The sequence below is a fragment of the Shinella sp. 1A1 genome (assembly GCF_055379515.1).
In genome coordinates this window covers 2016469-2036258 of sequence record NZ_AP039671.1, presented here as the reverse complement: position 1 = coordinate 2036258, position 19790 = coordinate 2016469, and the positions used below count along the sequence as shown (strand labels likewise).

Below are 19790 nucleotides of genomic sequence, written 5' to 3'. Positions count from 1 at the left end.
GGGACTGGTATAGCCTGCGCGACGGGCGGCCGGAAGGGTATTCGGCTTCAAATCGCCTTGAACGGTCTCAGACCACGGCGCTGCCGGCCATCAGGGCAAGAACCAGGAAAATCAGGAAGATGACGAGCGCGATCACGAAGAGGACCTTCGCGATGGTGGCCGTCGCGGCCGATACGCCGGAAAAGCCAAGGAAGCCGGCGATCAGTGAGATGACGAGGAAAATCAAGGCCCATTTCAGCATGGCGGTGCCTCCTGTTTGATGGAAGGCAAGACGCGTGAAGGGCAAGAAAGTTCCGGGGCGCTGAAGACGCCCCGGCAGGTGGCCGCGCGCGAGGGCGGCGGGGAGGATCAGCCGTGGTTGATCATGACGTGGCGGACGGCGGTGTAGTCCTCCAGCGCGTAGATCGACATATCCTTGCCGTAGCCCGACTGCTTGACGCCGCCATGGGGCATTTCGGTCGTCAGCATGAAATGGGTGTTGATCCAGGTGCAGCCGTATTGCAGGCGGGAGGCCGCCTTCATCGCCTTGCCGATATCCTTCGTCCAGACGGAGGAGGCGAGGCCGTAGTCGCTGTCGTTGGCCCAGCCGATGGCCTGCTCGGCATCGGAGAAGCGGGTGACGGAGACGACCGGGCCGAAGACCTCGCGGCGCACGATCTCGTCGTCCTGCGTCGCGCCGGCCACGACCGTCGGCTGGAAGAAGTAGCCGTCGTCGCTGCCGGGGCGCCCGCCCGCGGTGATCTCGATATGCTTCACCTCGGCGGCGCGCTCGACGAAGCTCGCCACCCGGTCGCGCTGGCGCTTGGAGATCAGCGGGCCGATCTCGTTCTGGGTGTCGTCAGGGTTGTTGTACTTGATGGTCGAGACGGCGGCGGAGAGGTCGGCGACCAGCTTCTCGTAGATGCCGTCCTGCGCATAGATGCGGCAGGCGGCGGTGCAGTCCTGGCCGGCATTGTAGTAGCCGAAGGCGCGGATACCGGAGACGACGGCTTCGAGGTCGGCGTCGTCGAAGACGACGACCGGGGCCTTGCCGCCGAGTTCCAGATGCGTGCGCTTGACGGTCTTGGCGGCGGCCGCCAGCACCTTCTTGCCGGTAGCGACGTCGCCGGTGATGGAGACCATGTTGATCTTCGGATGGTTGATCAGCGCGTTGCCTACCGTCTCGCCGCGACCGAGCACGATGTTGACGACGCCTTCCGGCAGGATGTCGGCCAAGAGCTTGGCCATCTTCAGCGCCGTCAGCGGCGTCTGCTCGGAGGGCTTGAAGACGACGGTGTTGCCGCCCGCAATGGCGGGGGCGAGCTTCCAGGCCATCATCATCAGCGGGTAATTCCACGGCGCGATGGAGCCGACGATGCCGACCGGGTCGCGGCGCACCATGGAGGTGAAGCCGGGCAGATATTCGGCAGCGACGGGCGCATGCAGCGAGCGGATCGCACCGGCGAAGAAGCGCCAGCAGTCGACGATGGCGGGCAGCTCGTCGTTGCGGGCCGCGTTGATCGGCTTGCCGCAGTTGAGGGATTCGAGCGCGGCGAAGGCGTCGGCGTCCTTCTCGATGGCGTCGGCGATGCGCAGGAGATAGCCGGAGCGTTCGGCGGGCGTCGTGGTCGCCCAGGAGACGAAGGCCTTTTCGGCAGCGTCGACGGCGGCGTCGATCTGTGCGTGGGAAGCCTCGGGCAGATCGACGATCTTGCCGCCGGTCTTCGGGTTCAGGATGTGCTCTTCCGCCTCGGTGCCGGCCTCGAAGCGCGAGCCGATCAGCATCTGGGTGTCCATGATGTTCTCCCTTGTCGTTTGGTTCATTTGCCGCCGCCGGCGACCTGGTCGCCGTCGCGGGTGAGGTAGTAGGCGCCGAGGATCGGCAGGAAGGTGACGAGCACGACCACCATGGCGACGACGTTCGTCACCGGCCGCTGGCGGGGGCGCACGAGTTCCTCGAGCATCCAGATCGGCAGGGTGGATTGCTGGCCGGCGGTGAAGGTGGTCACGATCACCTCGTCGAAGGACAGCGCGAAGGCGAGCATGCCGCCGGCGAGCAGCGCCGTGCCGATATTCGGCAGGATCACGTGGCGGAACGTCTGGAAGCTGTCGGCGCCGAGGTCCATCGAGGCTTCGATCAGCGAGCCGGAGATGCGGCGGAAACGGGCGACGGCATTGTTGTAGACGACCACGACGCAGAAGGTCGCGTGGCCGAGCACGATGGTCCAGAAGGAGAAGGGGATCTCCGCGAAGGAGAAGGCGGAGCGCAGCGCGATGCCGGTGATGATGCCGGGAAGCGCGATGGGCAGGATCACCAGCAGCGAGACTGTCTCTCGGCCGAAGAACCGTGTACGGGAGACGGCGGCGGCGCAGAGCGTGCCGAGCACCAGCGCGACGGCCGTCGAGATCGACGCGACGCGGACGGAAAGCCCCATCGCCTCCCAGACATCAGGCCGGTTCCAGGCGACGGCGAACCATTGCAGCGTATAGCCCGGCGGCGGGAACTGGTAGCTCTTCTCCTCCGTGGTGAAGGCATAGAGGAAGATGAGCAGGATCGGCAGGTGCAGGAAGGCAAGGCCGGCGCCGGCGGCAATCTTCAGGCCGAGCGGGGCGGAGGTGTTCTTGTCAGAGCGCATCGAAGGCTCCCTGTCGCTTGGCCATCCAGAGATAGAGGCCCATGATGACGATCGGCACGACGGAGAAGGCGGCGGCCAGCGGGATGTTGCCGGCCGTGCCCTGCTGGGCATAGACCGCCTGGCCGATGAACAGCCGCGACGAGCCGATGATCTGCGGAATGATGTAGTCGCCCAGCGTCAGCGAGAAGGTGAAGATGGAGCCGGCGATGATGCCGGGCAGCGCCAGCGGAAACAGCACGTAGCGGAAGGTCTGGCCGGGATTGCCGCCGAGATCGGCGGACGCCTCGATCAGGTTGCCCGGCACGCGCTCCAGCGAGGCCTGGATCGGCAGGATCATGAAGGGCATCCAGACATAGATGAAGACGATGAAGGTGCCGGTATAGCTGATCGAGAGCGAGGAACCGCCGACGACCGGCAAGGAAAGCCATGCATCGAGCAGCCACAGCAGATGCAGCTTGGCGAGAAACCAGGTGAGGATGCCTTCCTTGGCGAGGATCAGCTTCCAGGCATAGATTTTCACGAGGTAGCTCGACCACAGCGGCAGCATGACGCCGAGATAGAAGATGACCTTCCATTTTCCCTTGGCGTAGCGCGCCGCATAGTAGGCGATGGGGAAGGCGATGATCGCTGACGCTATCGTCACCAGCGCGGCCATCAGCACGGTGCGCAGGATGATGTCGAAGTTCGAGGGTATGAGGAGCTGCTTGTAGGTGGCGAGCGTGAACTCGTAATTGATCAGCCCCGAAAAATCGTCGATCGAGAAGAAGCTCTGCAAAAGCAGCGCGAAGAGCGAGCCGAGATAGATGACGCCGAGCCAGAGCAGCGGCGGCGTCAGCATCAGGAGCAGCAGGATGCCCGGATTGCGCCAGAAGAAATCCGAGAGCCGCCCGAAGGCGCCCTGCCGGCGCGCGAGGATGGAGGTGTCGGTGACGGTGCTCATTGGGCGCCGTCCATGGTGTGCAGGTCCTGCGGCAGGAAGGAGAGGGTGACGGTCTCGCCCTCTGCGGGTACCGCGATGGAAGCCGGCAGCATGGCGGCGACGCGCGCGCCGTTCGCCTCCACCGTGACGCGGTTCGCCGCGCCGAGGAAGCTTGCGGCCGTCACGCGGCCGGTGAACTGCTTGCGGCCCGGTGCCTCTCCGAGCGCGATGTCCTCGGGGCGCAGGCTGGCATAGTGCCTGCCATAGCCGAGGCCGTCCACGAAGTCCGGCGGAAGCACGTTGGAGGAGCCGACGAAATCGGCGACGAAGCGCGTCTGCGGCCGCTTGTAGACCTCTTCCGGCGTGCCGAGCTGCTGGATCTTGCCGTCGCTGAAGACGGCGATCCGGTCGGCCATCGACAGCGCCTCGCCCTGGTCGTGCGTGACGAAGACGAAGGTGATGCCGAGGGATTTCTGCAGCGATTTCAGCTCTTCCTGCATCTGCTCGCGCAGCTTGAGGTCGAGCGCGCCGAGCGGTTCGTCGAGGAGGAGCACGCGGGGGCGGTTGACGAGGGCGCGGGCGAGCGCAACGCGCTGGCGCTGGCCGCCGGAGAGCTGGCCGGGCCGGCGTGTGCCGTAGCCGGGCAGCTTCACCATGGCGAGCGCCTCTTCCGCCGCCTTCAGCCGCTCGGCCTTGCCGACGCCCTTGACCATCAGCCCGTAGGCGACGTTTTCGAGGATCGAGAGATGCGGGAAGAGGGCGTAGTCCTGGAACACCGTGTTGACGTTGCGCCGGTAGGGCGGCACGCCCTCGGCCGTCTCGCCGAAGATCTCGATATGGCCCGAGGTCGGCTGCTCGAAGCCGGCCATCAGGCGCAGGCAGGTCGTCTTGCCGGAGCCGGACGGGCCGAGCATGGCGAAGAATTCGCCCTCGGCAATGGCGAGATCCACGCTGTCGACGGCGCGCACGGCGCCGAAGTGGCGGGATACTTGCTGGAACAGGACGGCGGTCATGGGGGCTCCCGGTGTTTTGTGTTCCGCCCCTCATCCGCCTGCCGGCACCTTCTCCCCGCAGGCGGGGAGAAGGAGGCACGAAGAGGCGTTTTCCGCTGCGGCCTTCTGCCGTCGAAGCGAAACCTGTCGTGGGGCACGTTCCCTCTCCCCGTTCACGGGGAGAGGGTTAGGGTGAGGGGGCTGTTCTCAGCGACCGCCGATGACGCCGATATAGTCGGAGACCCAGCGGTGATAGGGCACGCACTCGCCCTGGCTTTCGCACTTCGTCGTCGGTGTGCGCCAGAAGGCGATCTTGTCGAAGTTGTCGTAGCCATTGGTCGAGCAGCCTTCGTCGGTCAGCAGCGCATTGCCCTTGCAGGCAGCCGGAACGGAGGGAACCGCGCCGAACCAGGCGGCCGCGTCACCCTGCACCTTGGCCGAAAGCGAATGCTCCATCCACATATAGGCGCAGTTGGGATGCTGGCTTTCGGCATGCAGCATGGTGGTGTCGGCCCAGCCGGTCACGCCCTCTTCCGGGAAGGTCGAGGCGATCGGCTGGCCTTCCGATTTCATCAGGTTGACCTGGAACGGCCAGGAGCCCGAGGCGACGACGCCTTCGTTCTTGAAATCGTCGATCTGGATCATCGCGTCGTGCCAATAGCGGCCGACGAGCGTGCGCTGGACGCGCAGCAGGTCGAGCGCGGCCTTGTACTGGTCTTCGTTGAGTTCGTAGGGGCTCTTGATACCGAGTTCCGGCTTGTGCGCCATCAGGTACTGGGCAGCGTCTGCGATGTGGATCGGGCCGTCATAGGCCTGCACGCGGCCCTTGTTGGACTTGCCGTCCGGCAGCGTCATTTCCTCGAAGACGACCTTCCAGCTCTTCGGCGCCTCGCCCTTGAAGGCTTCGGTGTTGTACATCAGGACGTTCGGCCCCCAGAGATAGGGCGTGCCGTAGTGGACGCCGTTCACCGTGTACCAGGGCGCGTTCTGCAGGCGCTCGTCGAGGGTCTTCCAACTGGGGATGAGGTCGATGTTGATCGGCTGGACGCGCTTGCCCGCGACGAGGCGGAGCGAGGCGTCGCCCGAGGCGGTGACGAGGTCGAAACCGCCCTCATTCATCAGCGCGACCATTTCGTCGGAGGTCGCGGCGGTCTTCACCGTCACCTTGCAGCTCGTCTTCTTCTCGAAGTCGGTGACCCAGTCATAGGCCTTGTCCGTCTCGCCGCGCTCGATATAGCCGGCCCAGGCGACGATGGAGACTTCTCCCTCGCCGGGGCCAAGCGCCTTCAGCGGCTCCTGGGCGATGGCGGCGGTGGCGAAGGCGAGCGAAAGGGTAAGCGCGGTGCAGGAATGCAGAAGTCGCTTCATGACAGTCTCCCGGTTTGATCCGCTTTGAGCGGTATTGTTCCCGAAAGGAAAGGTGCCGTGATTTCGCCGCTTTCGCAAATTCATTAATCAGAATGCCGGTATCGGAAATTCCGAATGGTGAAGCTAAGTGTCGTTCCGTGGCGCAAATCCCGCATGACGGCCGGCAAGGAGCCAGTATAGGGAACCCGTGGCGCAACCGGCTATGGCTGCGGCGAGGAGGCGGGACGGCTGAAGCCACAGGAACAGCAGGCAGGTAACGAAAATCCCGGCCACCGCCCAGAGGAGAAGGTAGGCCCATCGATTTCTTATTACTCGCCATTCGAAGACGGAAAGAATGGCCAACAGCGGGACCGTGCCGGTGACGATATAGCCCGGTGCGCGAAGCACCGCCCCCCAGAGCAAGGCAGAGTAAAAAGGTAGCTCACCACGTTGGGGCTGCAGCGTCCAGGAGAGATTCGGCAGTGCGTTCAGGAACTCGAACAGGGCGCTGAAAACAACGATGCAAAGGACCGTAGTCATCGTGATGGTTATCAACCGGACAAATATTCTCATCAGTCGTCTCGTGGTGCCGGATCAGTAACAAGCTCAATCTCCGGCTTACTCAGCATTCCTTGATATACTTTTACGTTAGCGCCCGCGCCCGCTCCGCAACGCTTCCGCCAGCCCCACGAAATCGCGCGCCGCCTGCGACAGGCCGGAGCCCTTGCGCCAGACCATGCCGATCTGCACCACCGGCAGCGCACCGGAGACGTCGCGGCTTTCGATGCGGTCGCCTTCCAGCGACCAGGGGCGGTAGACGAGGTCGGGCAGCAGCGCGATGCCCGCGCCTGTCGCCACGAGGCTGCGCACCGCTTCTACCGAGCGGGTGCGGAAGGCGACATGGGGGCGCGCGCCGAGGGCGCTCAGCAGCTTGCCGGTATTTTCCTCGATTTCGTCCACCGTCAGCATGATCAGCGGCTCCTTCGCGATGTCGCTGACGGAGATGATGTCGGCCGAGACGAGCGAATGGCCGATGGGCAGCCACAGCCGATAGGGCGAGGTCTCGATGATCTCCGCCTGCAGCGCCATGCGGTCGCGCAGGTTCGAGATGACCATGACGGCGACGTCCAGTTCCCCGCCGACCAGCAGGTGCTCCAGATAGGAGCCGTTGTCCTCGATGGCGCTGACATCGATGCCAGGGAAGGCGCGGCGGTAGCGCGAGAGCAGGTCCGACAGCACGTAACCGGCGACAAGCGAGGTGACGCCGAGATTGAGCTGGCCCTTTTCCGGCGCCCGGTTGTCGGAGAAAGAGCGGCGGGCGTCCGAGACATTGGCAAGGATCTTCGTCGCATGCCGCAGGAACTGGTGGCCGTTATGCGTCGTCGTCAGCCCGCGCGGATGGCGCTCGAAAAGCTCGACGCCGAGATCCGATTCGAGCTCCTTGATCGCCTCGGTGATCGAGGATTGCGAGATCGACAGGTTCTGCGCCGCCCGCGTCACGGATCCCTGTTCCGCGACGGCGACGAAATACTGCAATTGCCGGAAAGTGAAAGCCATGGCGGCACTTAATAGGACGGACGGCGGAGAGGCAAGGCGAATGGCTGCGGATGAAATGCCGCCGAGAGTTCCCCGCCCGCCATTTCCGCGATAAGCTCGCAGGCAGGAGACGAGGCCTGGAGGAGAGGATATGCCGCCGTTCGAGATGATGCTTGCCTTTTTCGTGACGACGGCGGTCTTCGCCTATATGCCCGGCCCGGCGATGCTCTATGCGGCGGCGCAGACGATTGCGCGCGGCCGCCGCTCCGGCCTGATGGCAAGCCTCGGCATCCACCTCGGCGGCTATGCGCATGTGATCGCCGCCGCCGCGGGCCTCACGGCGCTGTTCCATGCCGTGCCCGCGCTCTATCTGGCGGTCAAGCTGCTCGGCGCGCTCTACCTCGTCTGGCTCGGGGTCCGCATGTTCCGCGCCAAGGCCGAGCCGATGGGCGATCTCGGGGGCGCGCTTCCGGCGGAGCTGGCGCGCAAGAACGGCTGGCGCGCCTTCGTCGAAAGCATTTCCGTGGAGGTGCTGAACCCCAAGACGGCGATCTTCTTCCTCGCCTTCCTGCCGCAATTCGTCGATCCCGCCGCGGCCCTGCCGGTCTGGGCGCAGCTTCTTGTTCTCGGCACCATCGTCAACCTCATGTTCACCTCGGCCGATATCGTCTGCGTGTTCCTGGCCGGCGTCATCGCGAGCCGCGTGAAGGGCTCGGCGCGGATGCAGAAGGCCATGCAGCGCGTCGGTGGCACGATCCTCGTCGGGCTCGGCCTCAATCTCGCCTTCCAGAAGACCTGAGCGCCAGCGGAACCCAGCCATGACCGATCGTCCCGTGCCGACCGAGGCGGGCATTCTCGCCTTCCACAAACGTTGCGAGGATTTTTATCCCGCTGACGCCGTCGATGCCGACATCATCCAGCAGCGCGCCTGGTACGATGCGCTCTGCGCCGCCTTCGACGCACCACCGCCGGCCGGCATGGTCAAGCGCGACGGGCTGGTGGCCGAGCGCATTCCGGTGCGCCGCTATCGCCCCGCGCAGGTGGCGAGCGAAACACGGCTCCTCTACATCCACGGCGGCGGCTTCGTCGTCGGCTCGCTGGAGAGCCACGACGCCATCTGTGCGGAGCTTTCCGAGGCAGCCGGGGCGGAACTCGTCTCGGTCGACTACCGCCTCTCGCCGGAACACGTCTGGCCCGCCGCCTTCGACGATTGCTGGGCGGTACTCGTCGAACTTCTGCTGGAAAGCCGTCCGGTCGTCGTGATCGGCGACAGCGCCGGCGGAAATCTCGCGGCCGGCCTCGTGCTGAAGGCGCGCGACGTGGGGCTGAAGGGCATAGCCGGTCAGGCCTTGATCTATCCCGGTCTTGGCGGCGATCTCGCGTCCGGTTCCTATGTGGAAATGGCCGAGGCGCCGGGCCTCTCTACCGCCGACGTCGCCTATTATCGCGAAGTCTACGCGGCGCCGGGGGATGCGGCACATGCCTTCCCATTGCGGGCGGAAAACCTTGCCGGCCTGCCGCCGGCCTTCATCAGCGGGGCCTTTTTCGATCCGCTGCGTGACGATGCCCGTGCCTATGCCGCGCGGCTGGTCCTTGCCGGCGTGCCGGTGGAATATCGTGAGGAAAAGCAGATGATCCATGCCTGGCTGCGGGCCCGCTTCATGAGCGAGGGCGCAAGGGCCGGCTTTGCGGCGCTTTGCGATGCCGTGCGCCGGATGGCCAATCCATGAGCGGCGTTACCGATCTCGACGTGCTGCTGGCGACCATGGAGCCGGCGCTGGTGGCGGGCAGCTTCGTCTATGCGAGCGTGCCGGCCAGCGATATCGCGGCCCATCTTGCGCGTGGGCCGATCGGCCTTTTCCGGGAGGAGGAGGGCATCACGCTGATCCTGCCGGCTGACGCCGCCGAAGGGCTTTCCGCCAGTGGGCCGATGCGCATGATCACCCTCACGGTGCATTCCTCACTGGAGGCAGTGGGGCTGACGGCTGCCTTTGCCACAGCTTTGACGAAGGCGGGCATCAGCGCCAATGTGGTTGCCGCCTTCCATCACGACCATATATTCGTGCCGGAGCGGGACGCCGAACGGGCGCTCGAAACGCTGCGGGCGCTGTCCCGCGCGGCGCGTGAAAAGGGAGAAACCAGATGAAATTCCAGCATTTTTCGGCCGTAATCCTGACCCTCGGCATCGCGGTGGCCGCGCCGTCCGTCTCTCTTGCCGACGATGCCCCGGCGCCCATTCCGGCTTGCGCCATGTCCGGCTCCAAGAGCGTCTTCATCGGCGGCGCCCCGGCACTGCGCCTTTCCGACGTGGTGAACTGCCCGCCGGAACTCTACGAGATCGTGCCGAGCGTGATGATCGAAGGCCAGCCCATGGTGAAGTTCCGCAGCGGCGTCGGCGAGAAGGGCAATTGCACGGCGCGGGGCGAAGAGACGGTGAGTGTCGAGGGGGAATCGGCGAGCCGGCTCGGGGATGTGACCTGCACGCAGAATTGAGCGAGGGGCGCGTGCCCTGCGCCGGCCGTCGTGTTTGAGGCGTTGCCCCTCACCCTAACCCTCTCCCCGCAGGCGGGGAGAGGGGACTTGCCCCACGCAACGCCGGAGATGCGGGAAAGCGCGCGGCATATCTCCTTCGCCCGCAGCCACGGAGAAGGTGGCCGGCAGGCCGGATGAGGGGCTACGCTGCTGCAAAACGGGCGGCCGAAGCCGCCCGCCTTCCATCAATTCCCGGCACTTTCCATGCGCCGGGTCGTCAGTACCCGCTCCAGCCAGCCGATCTCCATTTCCGGAACGGATTTCAGCAGCAGGTCCGTGTAGTCGTCGAAGGGCGGTGAAAGCACCTTCGATTTCGGGCCGAAGCGCACGAGGCGTCCCCGGTGCATCACGGCCACGCTGTCGGCGATCGCGCGCACGATGGCGATGTCGTGGGTGATGAACATGTAGGAGACATGCGTTTCCTCCTGCAGCTTCAGAAGAAGCTTCAGGATGCCCTCGGCCACCAGCGGGTCGAGCGCGGAGGTCGGCTCGTCGCAGAGGATGAGTTCGGGCTTGGCCGCCAAGGCGCGGGCGATGGCGACGCGCTGCTTCTGGCCGCCGGAGAGCTCGGCCGGGTAGCGGTCGGCGAAGCGGCCGCCCATCTCGATCTGGTCCAGCAGCTCCTTGACCCGCTCCGTCTTCTCCCGGCCGCGCAGGCCGTAATAAAAGGTGAGGGGGCGGCCGATGATGTCGCGCACCGTCTGGCGCGGGTTCATCGCGGTGTCGGCCATCTGGTAGATCATCTGGATGCGGCGCAGCTCGTCGTTCGACCGGCCCTTCAGCGCCTTCGGCAAGGGCTTGCCGTCGAAGCTGATCGTGCCCTCCTGCGGGGGCAGGAGGCCGGTGATGACGCGGGCGAGGGTGGATTTGCCCGAGCCGGATTCGCCCACCACCGCCAGCGTCTGGCCCTTCGGCAGATGCAGGGAAACGTCCTGCAGCACCTTGAAGCCGTTGGAGTAGCCGGCCGTGACGTTCTCCACTTTCAGGAGCGTGTCCGTCTGGTCGGGCGCTTCGTCCCGACCAGTGCCGCGCACGTTGACGAGGGCGCGAGTATAGTCCTGCGTCGGTTCTTCGATGATCTGTTTTACCGAGCCGTATTCCACCATCTTGCCGTGCCGGAGCACGAGGATGTCGTCCGTGATCTGCGCCACGACGGCAAGGTCGTGGGTGATGTAGAGCGCGGCCGTATGAGTCTCCTCGATGGCGTGCTTGATGGCGGCGAGCACGTCGATCTGCGTCGTCACGTCGAGCGCGGTGGTCGGCTCGTCGAAGATGATCAGCTCGGGGTTGGGGCAGAGCGCCATGGCGGTCATGGCGCGCTGCAGCTGGCCGCCGGAGACCTGGTGCGGATAACGCTGGCCGAAGGTGTCCGGGTTCGGCAGGCCGAGCACCTTGAAGAGGTAGAGCGCGCGCTTTTCCGCGTCCGCCCGGCTCATGATGCCGTGTTTCAGCGAGGCCTCGATCACCTGCTCGCCGAGACGGTGGGCGGGGTTGAAGGCCGCGGCCGCCGATTGCGCGACGTAGCAGACCTTGCTGCCGCGCACCTTGCGGATGCCCGACGGCGAGAGTTTCAGGAGGTCCTCGCCGTTGAGCTTCACTTCGCCGCCGGTGATGCGCACCCCGCCGCGCCCATAGGCGAGCGCGGTGAGGCCGATGGTGGACTTGCCGGCGCCGGATTCGCCGATGAGGCCGAGCACCTTGCCCTTCTGCACGTCGAAGTTCACGTCTTCGACGAGCGTCACGGTCTTCGGCGGCTCGCCAGGCGGGTAGCTCGTCGCCTCGATCTTGAGATTGCGGACGGAAAGAAGATCAGGCATCGCCGCGTCCCCCCTTCAGGCTCGAGGTGCGTTTCATCAGCCAGTCGACGACGAGGTTGACGCAGATGGCCAGCCCAGCGATCGCGCCGCCCGGAATGAGGGCGGCCGAGATGCCGAAGATGATGCCGTCCTTGTTGTCCTTCACCATGCCGCCCCAGTCGGCAGCCGGCGGCTGGATGCCGAGGCCGAGGAAGGAGAGGGTGGAGAGGAACAGAATCGAGAAGGCGAAGCGCAGGCCGAACTCGGCGAGCAGCGGCGAGAGCGTGTTGGGCAGGATTTCCCGGAAGATGATCCAGCCCGTGCGTTCGCCGCGCAGCCTCGCGGCCTCCACGAATTCCATGACCGCCACGTCGAGCGCGACGGCGCGGCCGATGCGGTAGACGCGCGTCGAGTCGAGGATCGCCATGACGAGGATGAGGATCCAGAGCTGCTGCGGCAGCACGGCCAGCACGACGAGGGCGAAGATCAGCGTCGGGATCGCCATCATCAGGTCGTTGAAGCGCGAGAAGACCTGGTCGATGAACCCGCCCGTCACCGCCGCCGTGAAGGACAGCAGCATGCCGAGCGAGAACGAGAGCACGGTTGCCGCCAGCGCCACGAAGATCGTGGTGCGGGCGCCGAAGATCAGCCGCGAGAAGAGGTCGCGGCCGAGATTGTCCGTGCCGAGCAGGTAGTCGCCGCCCATCGGCTGCCAGACGGAGCCGACGATCTCGCTTTCGCCATGCGGTGCGATGAAGGGGGCGAAGATGGCGCAGAAGAGGGCAAGGGCAATGCCCAGAATGCCGATCCACGCGCTGACGGGAATGGTGGAAAGTCTCATCGCGGATGCCTCAATCTGGGGTTCGCGACGATCGCTAGGATATCGGCGAACATGTTGAGGAAGATGTAGAAGGCGGCGAAGATCAGGCCGCAGGCCTGCACGACGGGCATGTCGCGCACCGTCACGGCGTCGACCATGTATTGGCCCATGCCGGGATAGACGAAGACCACTTCCACGACGACGACGCCCACCACGAGATAGGCGAGGTTGAGCGCGATGACGTTGATGACCGGGGCCACGGCGTTCGGCGCCGCATGCCTGGCGATGATCCGGATGCCGCTGAGGCCCTTGAGTTCCGCCGTCTCGACATAGGCCGACGACATGACGTTGAGGATCGCGGCCCGCGTCATGCGCATCATGTGGGCGAGCACGACGAGGACGAGGGTGGCGGTCGGAAGCGCGATAGCCGACAGCCGCTGGCCGAGCGTCATCGTGTCGTAGACCGTCGCGGGGAAGGTCGCGACGCCCATCTGCACGGCGAAGAACAGGATCAGCAGGTAGCCCACGAAGAACTCGGGAAGCGAGATCGCCGCAAGCGAGATGACGTTGATGATCTTGTCCGGCAGGCGGTTGCGGTACTGCACCGCGAGCATGCCGAGGCCGACGGCGAGAGGCACCGATATGATCGCCGCGAAGAAGGCGAGGAACAGCGAATTGCCGAGGCGCTTGCCGATCTGCTCGCTGACCGATTGCTTCGAGGCCCAGGACTTGCCGAAGTCACCCTGGACGGCGCCGCCGAGCCACTTGAAGTAGCGGGTGGTCGCCGGCTGGTCGAGGCCGAGGTCCTTGCGGATGTTCTCCACCGCCTGCGGCGTTGCCGACTGGCCGAGATAGGTCGTCGCGAAGTCGCCGGGCAGGGCTTCCACGCCGCCGAAGATCATCAGCGACACGGCGAAGAGCAAGGCCACGCTGAGCGCGAGGCGTTGCAGGATGAGCGCAGCCAGCGGGCTGCGTTTGCTGAGTTTTGCCCAGGTCGAAGGCGTAGCTTCGATGGCTGGGGTTCCGGTGGACGCAACCGATCCGGCAACGCCGGCCGACTGCGGGACTTCGCCCGCAGCCGCCGTCGCTGTCAGCTCCGGACCGTGCGCCGGTCCGTTGCCGGTCATCAGGCGTCGAGCCAGACGCGGGTTGCGACATAGCCGTTCGACATGTCGTTGCCGATATCGTGGACATAGCCCTTCACGTTCTTGCCGCAGGCGTTCACGAAGTCGTTGAACATCGGCAGGATCAGGCCGCCCTCGTCACGCACCATCATGGCCATGGTGCGGTACATGTCCTTGCGCTTGGCCTCGTCGAGTTCCGAACGGGCTTCCAGCAGCATCTTGTCGAAGTCCGGGCGCTGGAAGCGGGTGTCGTTCCAGTCCGCCGTCGAGAGATAGGCGGTGGAATACATCTGGTCCTGCGTTGGGCGACCGCCCCAGTAGGAAGTGGAGAAGGGCTGGACGTTCCAGACGTTCGACCAGTAGCCGTCGCCCGGCTCGCGCTTCACCTCGATCTCGATGCCGGCCTTCTTGGCGCTCTCCTGGTAGAGGACGGCAGCGTCGACCGCGCCCGGGAAGGCGACGTCGGAGGTGCGCAGCAGCACCGAGCCGCTATGGCCCGACTTCTTGTAGTGGAAGGCGGCCTTGTCCGGGTCGTAGGCGCGCTGCTCGATGCCTTCCGGGAAGAGGGCATAGGTCTCGTTGATCGGGAAGTCGTTGCCGATCTTGCCGTAGCCGCCAAGCACCTTCTCCAGCATCGTCTCGCGGTCCATGGCGTATTTCAGCGCCATGCGCAGGTCGTTGTTGTCGAACGGCGCGGTGTTGCAATGCATGATGAAGACATAGTGGCCGCGGCCGGAGGTGGAGAGGATTTCCACGGTCGGCGCGCGCTTGAGGAGATCGACGGTCTTCGGGTCGACGCGGTTGATATAGTGCACCTGGCCGGAGGAGAGCGCGGCGATGCGGGCGGTCGCATCGTTCATCGCGATCATCTCGATCGTATCGACGAAGCCGCGATCCTGGCGCCAGTCGTCCTTGTTGCGCTCGAAGGTAGCACGAACGCCGGCCTCGAAGCTCGTCACCTTGTAGGGGCCGGTGCCGATCTGGGCATTCGGATCGTCGAGGCCGCCATTCGGCTGGATGACGAGGTGGTAGTCGGTGAGCAGCAGCGGCAGGTCGGCGTTGCCTTCGGTCAGCACCAGCACGAGCTTGTCGCCGTCGGTCTTGATTTCCTTGATCGATTTCATGACGCCGAGCGCGCCCGATTCCGACTTCTCGTCGGTGTGGCGCTGCAGGGTCTTGACGACGTCGTCGACGGTCAGTTCCTTGCCGTCATGGAATTTCACGCCCTTGCGAATGTTGAAGGTCCAGGTCGCTGCGTCGGCGGAGGGCTCCCAGGATTCGGCGAGCGCCGGGACGGGCTTGCCGGTGAGCGGCTCGGATTCGACGAGCATGTCGCCCCAGTTGCGGCCGACGACGAACATGAACTGCGAGAGCGCCTTTGCCGGATCCTTGGAATCCGTGGCGGCTGCGCCTTCGAGGCCGAGCTTGAGGTTGCCGCCGCGCTTGGGCTCCTGGGCCTTTGCGGCGGTGTCGAATAGGGTGCCGGCGGCGGCGAGCGTGATGCCGAAGGCAGCGGCGCGGCCCATGAACTCGCGGCGGTTCATCTTGCCGAGCGTGACCTGGCCGGTGAGGTATTTGGTGTAATCAGTCATTCCCCTGTTCCCTTTCGCTGGCCCTTTTGCGGGCATTTGTCGTTGTGATTGGCAGAATTTCTGTTTTTCGCCTGTAAGGCAACCTTGCGGCCGGTTTTTATGCCGGCGCGGGATCATTCTTCTCCCTGATCTCCTTTCTTTTTCGAGCCGGCCAAGCCGCCTATCGCCCCTTCCAGACGGGATCGCGCTTCTCCGCGAAGGCGCGCGCGCCCTCGAGCTGATCCTCGCTGGAATAGAGAATATCGACCGTGCGGAACTGCCGCTTGGTGATCTTGTTCATGGTTCCCTGGAAGGTGTCGCCCTCGGCCGCGCGCACCACTTCCTTGATGGCGGCGTAGACGAGCGGCGGGCCGCTTTCGAGCAGGCGCGCCAGCTCCCAGGCGCGGTCCATGAGCTTGTCGGCGGGCAGGATCTCGTTGACGAAGCCCCAGCGGTGCGCCTCCTGAACGTCCAGCCAGCGGCCGGTGAGCAGCATGTCCATGGCGATATGATAGGGAATGCGCTTCGGCAGCTTGATCGAGGCGGCATCGGCCACCGTGCCGGAGCGGATTTCCGGCAGGGCGAAGGTCGCGTGCTCGGCGGCGAGGATGAGGTCGGTCGACAGCGCGATCTCGAAGCCGCCGCCGCAGCAGATACCGTTGATGGCTGATATGATCGGCTTGTTGAGGTCGCGCAGTTCCTGCATGCCGCCGAAACCGCCGACGCCATAGTCGCCGTCCACGGCATCACCTGCCGCCGCGGCTTTCAGGTCCCATCCCGGACAGAAGAATTTCTCCCCCGCGCCGGTGATGATGGCGACGCGCAAGGTATCGTCGTCGCGGAATTCCCGGAAGACCTCGCCCATGATGCGGCTGGTCGCAAGGTCGATGGCGTTCGCCTTGGGGCGATCGATCGTGACTTCGAGGATGCCGCCTTCGCGGCGCTGGCGTATCGGTCCGGTCATGATTGTTTCCTCAGACGGATCAGTGCATCGGCCGCCACGACACCCTCGCCGGCGGGGAGCACCATTATGGGATTAACGTCCAGTTCTTCGATTATTGAAGCGTTTGAAACGACATAGGATGCCGCTGATGCGACGGTGGCGACAAGGGCGTCGATATCGCCCTTCGGCGCGCCGCGATAGCCGTTCAGCAGCTTGGCGATCTTGAGGCCGGAGATCGCCTCGCGGATCGTCTTCTCGTCGGTCGGCAGGGTCAAAATCGCCGAATCTTCAAGCAGTTCGACGAGGATGCCGCCCGCGCCGATGGTCAGCACCGGACCGGCGACAGGATCGCGCATCGCGCCGACGATGAGTTCGGCGACCGGTTTGCCCACCATCTTTTCCACGAGGAAGCCCGAGGCGACGCCGGCCATGGCCTTTGCCGCATCGAGCACCGCTTCGCGACCGGCGAGGTTGAGCTTGACCGCGCCGGCTTCGGTCTTGTGCGCGACGCCGAGGCCCTTGAGCACGACGGGGAAGCCGAGTGTTTCGGCTGCCTGCGCGGCGGCTTCCGCCGTTTCGGCGGTGAGGCCCTTTGGGACGGGAAGGCCATGGGCGGCGAGCGCCTGCTTGGCCTCGTGCTCGGTGAGTGTGATCGCCTCGCCTTCGCTTGTCGCGGCCTTGAGCAGCGGGGCGGCAAGCGGCTTCGACCAGGCTTCGCCGATGCCGGCGGCGGCATCGGCGGCGGCAAGCGCCTCCTCGATGCCGTAGAAGGGCACGACGCCGTTTCGCACCAGCATTTCGGCTGTTGCTTCCGGCAGGTTTTCGCCCATGCTGGCGACGATGCCGGCATTTTCGCCCGTCGCCCGCGCGGCGTCGATCAGGGCCTCGCAGGTGGTGGTCCAGTCGGCGGCGTCGCAGCGGTCGAGGCGGGGGAAATCGAGCACGACGAGGTTCAGCGCGTAGCCGCCCTGCATCATGGTGGTGAAGGCGGCGGTCTGCTTCTCGCGGTTGCCCCAGACGAAGGTGTGGTAGTCGAGCGGGTTGGAGATCGTCACCATCTGGCCGAGCGTTTCGCGCAGCGGCTGGCGCTGCTCCGGCTTCAGGTCGCGATAGACGACCTTCCGCTTCACACCGGCATCCGCCATCAGCGAGGCCTCGCCGCCCGAGCAGGACATGGAGGAGATATCATGGCTCGAAAGCGGGCCGGCGACATGCAGCAGCTTCAGGGTTTCGAGCAGTTCCGGCAGCGTCTCGACGCGGCCGATGCCGAGGCGGGCGAGCAGCGCCGAGGAGACGGCGTCGTTGCCGGCGAGCGAGGCGGTGTGCGAGACGGTGGCGAGCTGTGCCTGTTCCGACTTGCCGACCTTCAGCGTGACGACCGGCTTCTTCAGTTCGCGGGCGCGAAGGCCCAGGCGCTCCAGCGAAGTGAGGCTGTCAAAGCCCTCGATATGGAGGCCGACGGCGGTGACGCGCGGGTCTTCGAGGACTGCGTAGGCGAGATCGGCAAGGCCGGTCTGCGCCTGGTTGCCGGCGGTCAGGATATAGGCGAGCGGCAGGCCGCGCTGCTGCATCGAGACGTTGCAGGCTATGTTGGAGGACTGCGTGAGGACGGCGACGCCCTTTTCGATACGCAGCATGCCGTGCTGGTCGGGCCAGAGCAGGGCGCCATCCAGCATGTTGATGAAGCCGTAGCAGTTGGGGCCGAGGATCGGCATGTCGCCGGCGGCCTCCACCAGCGCCTTCTGCAGGTCATCGCCGTCGGCAAGCTCGCTGACGGCTTCGCGGAAGCCGGAGGCGTAGCAGACCGCGCCGCCTGCGCCGCGTGCGGCAAGGTCGCGGATGATGCCGATGGTGAGCTCGCGGTTGACGCCGACGAAGGAGGCATCCGGTGCGCCAGGCAGATCGGCGACCGAGCGGTAGCATTTGCGGCCGAGGATTTCGTCTTCGCGCGGGTGCACCGGCCAGATGTCGCCGGAAAAGCCCATCTTGTCGCATTGATAGATGACCCGCCGGGCTTCCTTGCCGCCGAAGACGGCGATGGATTTCGGGCGGATGAGGCGGTCGAGGGAGCGGGTCATGCGGGGGCCTTTCCGCATGCCGCTTTGCCCCTCATCCGCCCTGCCGGGCACCTTCTCCCCGTCGGGACGGGGAGAAGGGGATATGCCGATCCGGTTTCCCTTGCCAGGACCGTGCGTTGGGCAAGTCCCCTCTCCCCGCCTGCGGGGAGAGGGTTAGGGTGAGGGGCAGCTGCGCGCATCACCATCCTCACGCCCCCAGCGGCCGGAGCAGGTCGCGGCTGATGATGTGCCGCTGGATTTCCGAGGTGCCGTCCCAGATACGCTCGACGCGGGCGTCGCGCCAGAAGCGCGCAAGCGGCAGGTCGTCCATCAGGCCCATGCCGCCGAAGATCTGGATCGCCTCGTCGGTGACGCGGGCGAGCATTTCCGTGGCGTAGACCTTGGCCGAAGCGATCTCGCGGTTCGACGGCAGGCCCTGATCGAGCCGCCAGGCGGCCGATAGCGTCAGGAGGTCGGCGGCGTCGATCTCGGTGATCATGTCGGCGAGCTTGAAGGAAACGCCCTGGTTGGCGCCGATCGGCTTTCCGAACTGCTTGCGCTCGGCCGCGTAGTTGAGGGCATAGTCGAAGGCGCGGCGGGCGCGGCCGACGGAGGTGGCGGCGACGGTGAGGCGCGTCGCGTAGAGCCAGTCGTTGGCGATGTCGAAGCCCTTGTGCACTTCGCCGAGGATTTGGGCGGAGGGCAGGCGGCATTCGTCGAAGTTGAGGATGCAGTTCTTGTAGCCGCGATGGGAGACGGAATTGTAGCCCTCGCGGATCTCGAAGCCCGGCGTGCCGCGGTCGACGAGGAAGCAGGTGATCAGCTTCTTCTTGCCGCGCGGGGTGTCCTCCTCGCCCGTCGCGATGAAGACGATGACGAAATCGGCGATGTTGGCGTGGCTGATGAAATGCTTGGTGCCGTTGACGACCCAGTCGTCGCCGTCCTGCCTCGCGAAGCACTTCATGCCGCGCACGTCCGAGCCGGCGTCCGGCTCGGTCATGGCGAGAGCATCGAATTTCTCGCCGCTGACGGCGGGCAACAGATAGCGTTCGCGCTGCTCGTCGTTGCAGGCCATCAGGATGCCGGAGGGGCGGCCGAAGAAGACCGTCAGCGCCATCGAGCCGCGGCCAAGCTCGCGCTCGACCAGCGTGAAGGACGTGTGGTCGAGACCCGCGCCGCCGACCTCTTCCGGCATGTTGCAGCCGAAGAAACCGATCTCCTTGCACTTGCGGGCGATTTCCTGGCCGAGTTCCGGCGGCACATGGCCGGTGCGCTCGACCTCGTTTTCATGCGGATAGATTTCCGTTTCGACGAAGGCGCGGACCGTGTCCACGATCATCTGCTGTTCGTCGGTGAGTGCGAAATTCATTGAAAGTCCTCCCGGTATTTCTTTTGCGGGAGGCGCCATCTTTGGCTACCCCCCTCTGCCCTGCCGGGCATCTCCCCCACAAGGGGGGAGATTGGATCGTGGCACCGCCTTACCCCCAGCCGATCTCCCCCCTTGTGGGGGAGATGCCCGGCAGGGCAGAGGGGGGTGG

Annotated in this window: 19 protein-coding genes; 4 read left to right on the top strand and 15 right to left on the bottom strand. The window is 65.4% G+C overall.

Going from position 1 to position 19790, the window contains the following annotated elements:
* Positions 1-67: 67 nt before the first annotated feature.
* From ACZ48C_RS10080 to ACZ48C_RS10045, 8 genes are all read right to left on the bottom strand, one after another.
* A complete protein-coding gene (locus tag ACZ48C_RS10080) occupies positions 68-241 on the bottom strand; it encodes a DUF1328 domain-containing protein (protein ID WP_119257121.1) in 174 nt (57 codons plus the stop codon).
* A gap of 107 nt (positions 242-348) precedes the next feature.
* On the bottom strand, positions 349-1776 hold the full coding sequence (locus ACZ48C_RS10075) for a gamma-aminobutyraldehyde dehydrogenase (RefSeq protein ID WP_464781011.1): 1428 nt from the start codon (positions 1774-1776) through the stop codon (positions 349-351).
* A 23-nt stretch (positions 1777-1799) separates the two neighbouring features.
* Positions 1800-2615, bottom strand: a complete 816-nt coding sequence (locus ACZ48C_RS10070; protein ID WP_464781010.1) for an ABC transporter permease — start codon at positions 2613-2615, stop codon at positions 1800-1802.
* The gene (locus ACZ48C_RS10065) at positions 2605-3555 is read right to left on the bottom strand and encodes an ABC transporter permease (RefSeq protein WP_464781009.1); all 951 of its coding nucleotides are present in this window, start codon (positions 3553-3555) and stop codon (positions 2605-2607) included. Before ACZ48C_RS10065 ends, ACZ48C_RS10070 begins: the two co-directional genes overlap by 11 nt.
* Positions 3552-4547 carry an ABC transporter ATP-binding protein gene (locus ACZ48C_RS10060; RefSeq protein ID WP_424547618.1) on the bottom strand — a complete coding sequence of 332 codons (996 nt, stop codon included), beginning with the start codon at positions 4545-4547 and terminating at the stop codon, positions 3552-3554. Before ACZ48C_RS10060 ends, ACZ48C_RS10065 begins: the two co-directional genes overlap by 4 nt.
* A gap of 186 nt (positions 4548-4733) precedes the next feature.
* A complete protein-coding gene (locus tag ACZ48C_RS10055) occupies positions 4734-5894 on the bottom strand; it encodes an ABC transporter substrate-binding protein (protein WP_119257126.1) in 1161 nt (386 codons plus the stop codon).
* Between the two features lie 123 nt (positions 5895-6017).
* Complete coding sequence (locus ACZ48C_RS10050; RefSeq protein WP_464781008.1) at positions 6018-6446, bottom strand: hypothetical protein; 429 nt, start codon at positions 6444-6446, stop codon at positions 6018-6020.
* A gap of 75 nt (positions 6447-6521) precedes the next feature.
* Positions 6522-7430, bottom strand: coding sequence for a LysR family transcriptional regulator (locus ACZ48C_RS10045; protein ID WP_464781007.1), 909 nt, complete (start codon positions 7428-7430; stop codon positions 6522-6524).
* Between the two features lie 130 nt (positions 7431-7560).
* Between ACZ48C_RS10045 and ACZ48C_RS10040 the strand changes: the two genes are divergently transcribed.
* From ACZ48C_RS10040 to ACZ48C_RS10025, 4 genes are read left to right on the top strand one after another with little or no spacing between them, the layout of a single operon-like run.
* Positions 7561-8208: a LysE family translocator gene (locus ACZ48C_RS10040; protein WP_454635778.1), complete on the top strand. Its 648-nt coding sequence runs from the start codon at positions 7561-7563 to the stop codon at positions 8206-8208.
* A gap of 19 nt (positions 8209-8227) precedes the next feature.
* Positions 8228-9139, top strand: a complete 912-nt coding sequence (locus ACZ48C_RS10035) for an alpha/beta hydrolase (RefSeq protein ID WP_464781006.1) — start codon at positions 8228-8230, stop codon at positions 9137-9139.
* A complete protein-coding gene (locus ACZ48C_RS10030) occupies positions 9136-9555 on the top strand; it encodes an ACT domain-containing protein (protein WP_464781005.1) in 420 nt (139 codons plus the stop codon). Before ACZ48C_RS10035 ends, ACZ48C_RS10030 begins: the two co-directional genes overlap by 4 nt.
* Entirely contained in the window at positions 9552-9902 is a 351-nt protein-coding gene (locus tag ACZ48C_RS10025) for a PAAR domain-containing protein (RefSeq protein WP_464781004.1), read from the top strand. The genes ACZ48C_RS10030 and ACZ48C_RS10025 overlap by 4 nt, the downstream gene beginning before the upstream one ends.
* A gap of 224 nt (positions 9903-10126) precedes the next feature.
* On the opposite strand, the gene ACZ48C_RS10020 is transcribed toward ACZ48C_RS10025, so the two are convergent.
* The 7 genes from ACZ48C_RS10020 to ACZ48C_RS09990 form a co-directional block, all read right to left on the bottom strand.
* A complete protein-coding gene (locus ACZ48C_RS10020) occupies positions 10127-11758 on the bottom strand; it encodes an ABC transporter ATP-binding protein (RefSeq protein ID WP_464781003.1) in 1632 nt (543 codons plus the stop codon).
* Positions 11751-12578, bottom strand: coding sequence for an ABC transporter permease (locus tag ACZ48C_RS10015; RefSeq protein ID WP_424547625.1), 828 nt, complete (start codon positions 12576-12578; stop codon positions 11751-11753). Before ACZ48C_RS10015 ends, ACZ48C_RS10020 begins: the two co-directional genes overlap by 8 nt.
* A complete protein-coding gene (locus ACZ48C_RS10010; RefSeq protein WP_464781002.1) occupies positions 12575-13684 on the bottom strand; it encodes an ABC transporter permease in 1110 nt (369 codons plus the stop codon). The genes ACZ48C_RS10015 and ACZ48C_RS10010 overlap by 4 nt, the downstream gene beginning before the upstream one ends.
* Complete coding sequence (locus ACZ48C_RS10005) at positions 13684-15273, bottom strand: ABC transporter substrate-binding protein (protein ID WP_318909449.1); 1590 nt, start codon at positions 15271-15273, stop codon at positions 13684-13686. Before ACZ48C_RS10005 ends, ACZ48C_RS10010 begins: the two co-directional genes overlap by 1 nt.
* 160 nt (positions 15274-15433) lie before the next feature.
* Entirely contained in the window at positions 15434-16216 is a 783-nt protein-coding gene (locus tag ACZ48C_RS10000; RefSeq protein ID WP_464781001.1) for a carnitinyl-CoA dehydratase, read from the bottom strand.
* Entirely contained in the window at positions 16213-18273 is a 2061-nt protein-coding gene (locus ACZ48C_RS09995; RefSeq protein ID WP_464781000.1) for an acetate--CoA ligase family protein, read from the bottom strand. Before ACZ48C_RS09995 ends, ACZ48C_RS10000 begins: the two co-directional genes overlap by 4 nt.
* A gap of 187 nt (positions 18274-18460) precedes the next feature.
* Entirely contained in the window at positions 18461-19621 is a 1161-nt protein-coding gene (locus ACZ48C_RS09990) for an acyl-CoA dehydrogenase family protein (RefSeq protein ID WP_464780999.1), read from the bottom strand.
* Positions 19622-19790: the final 169 nt, after the last annotated feature.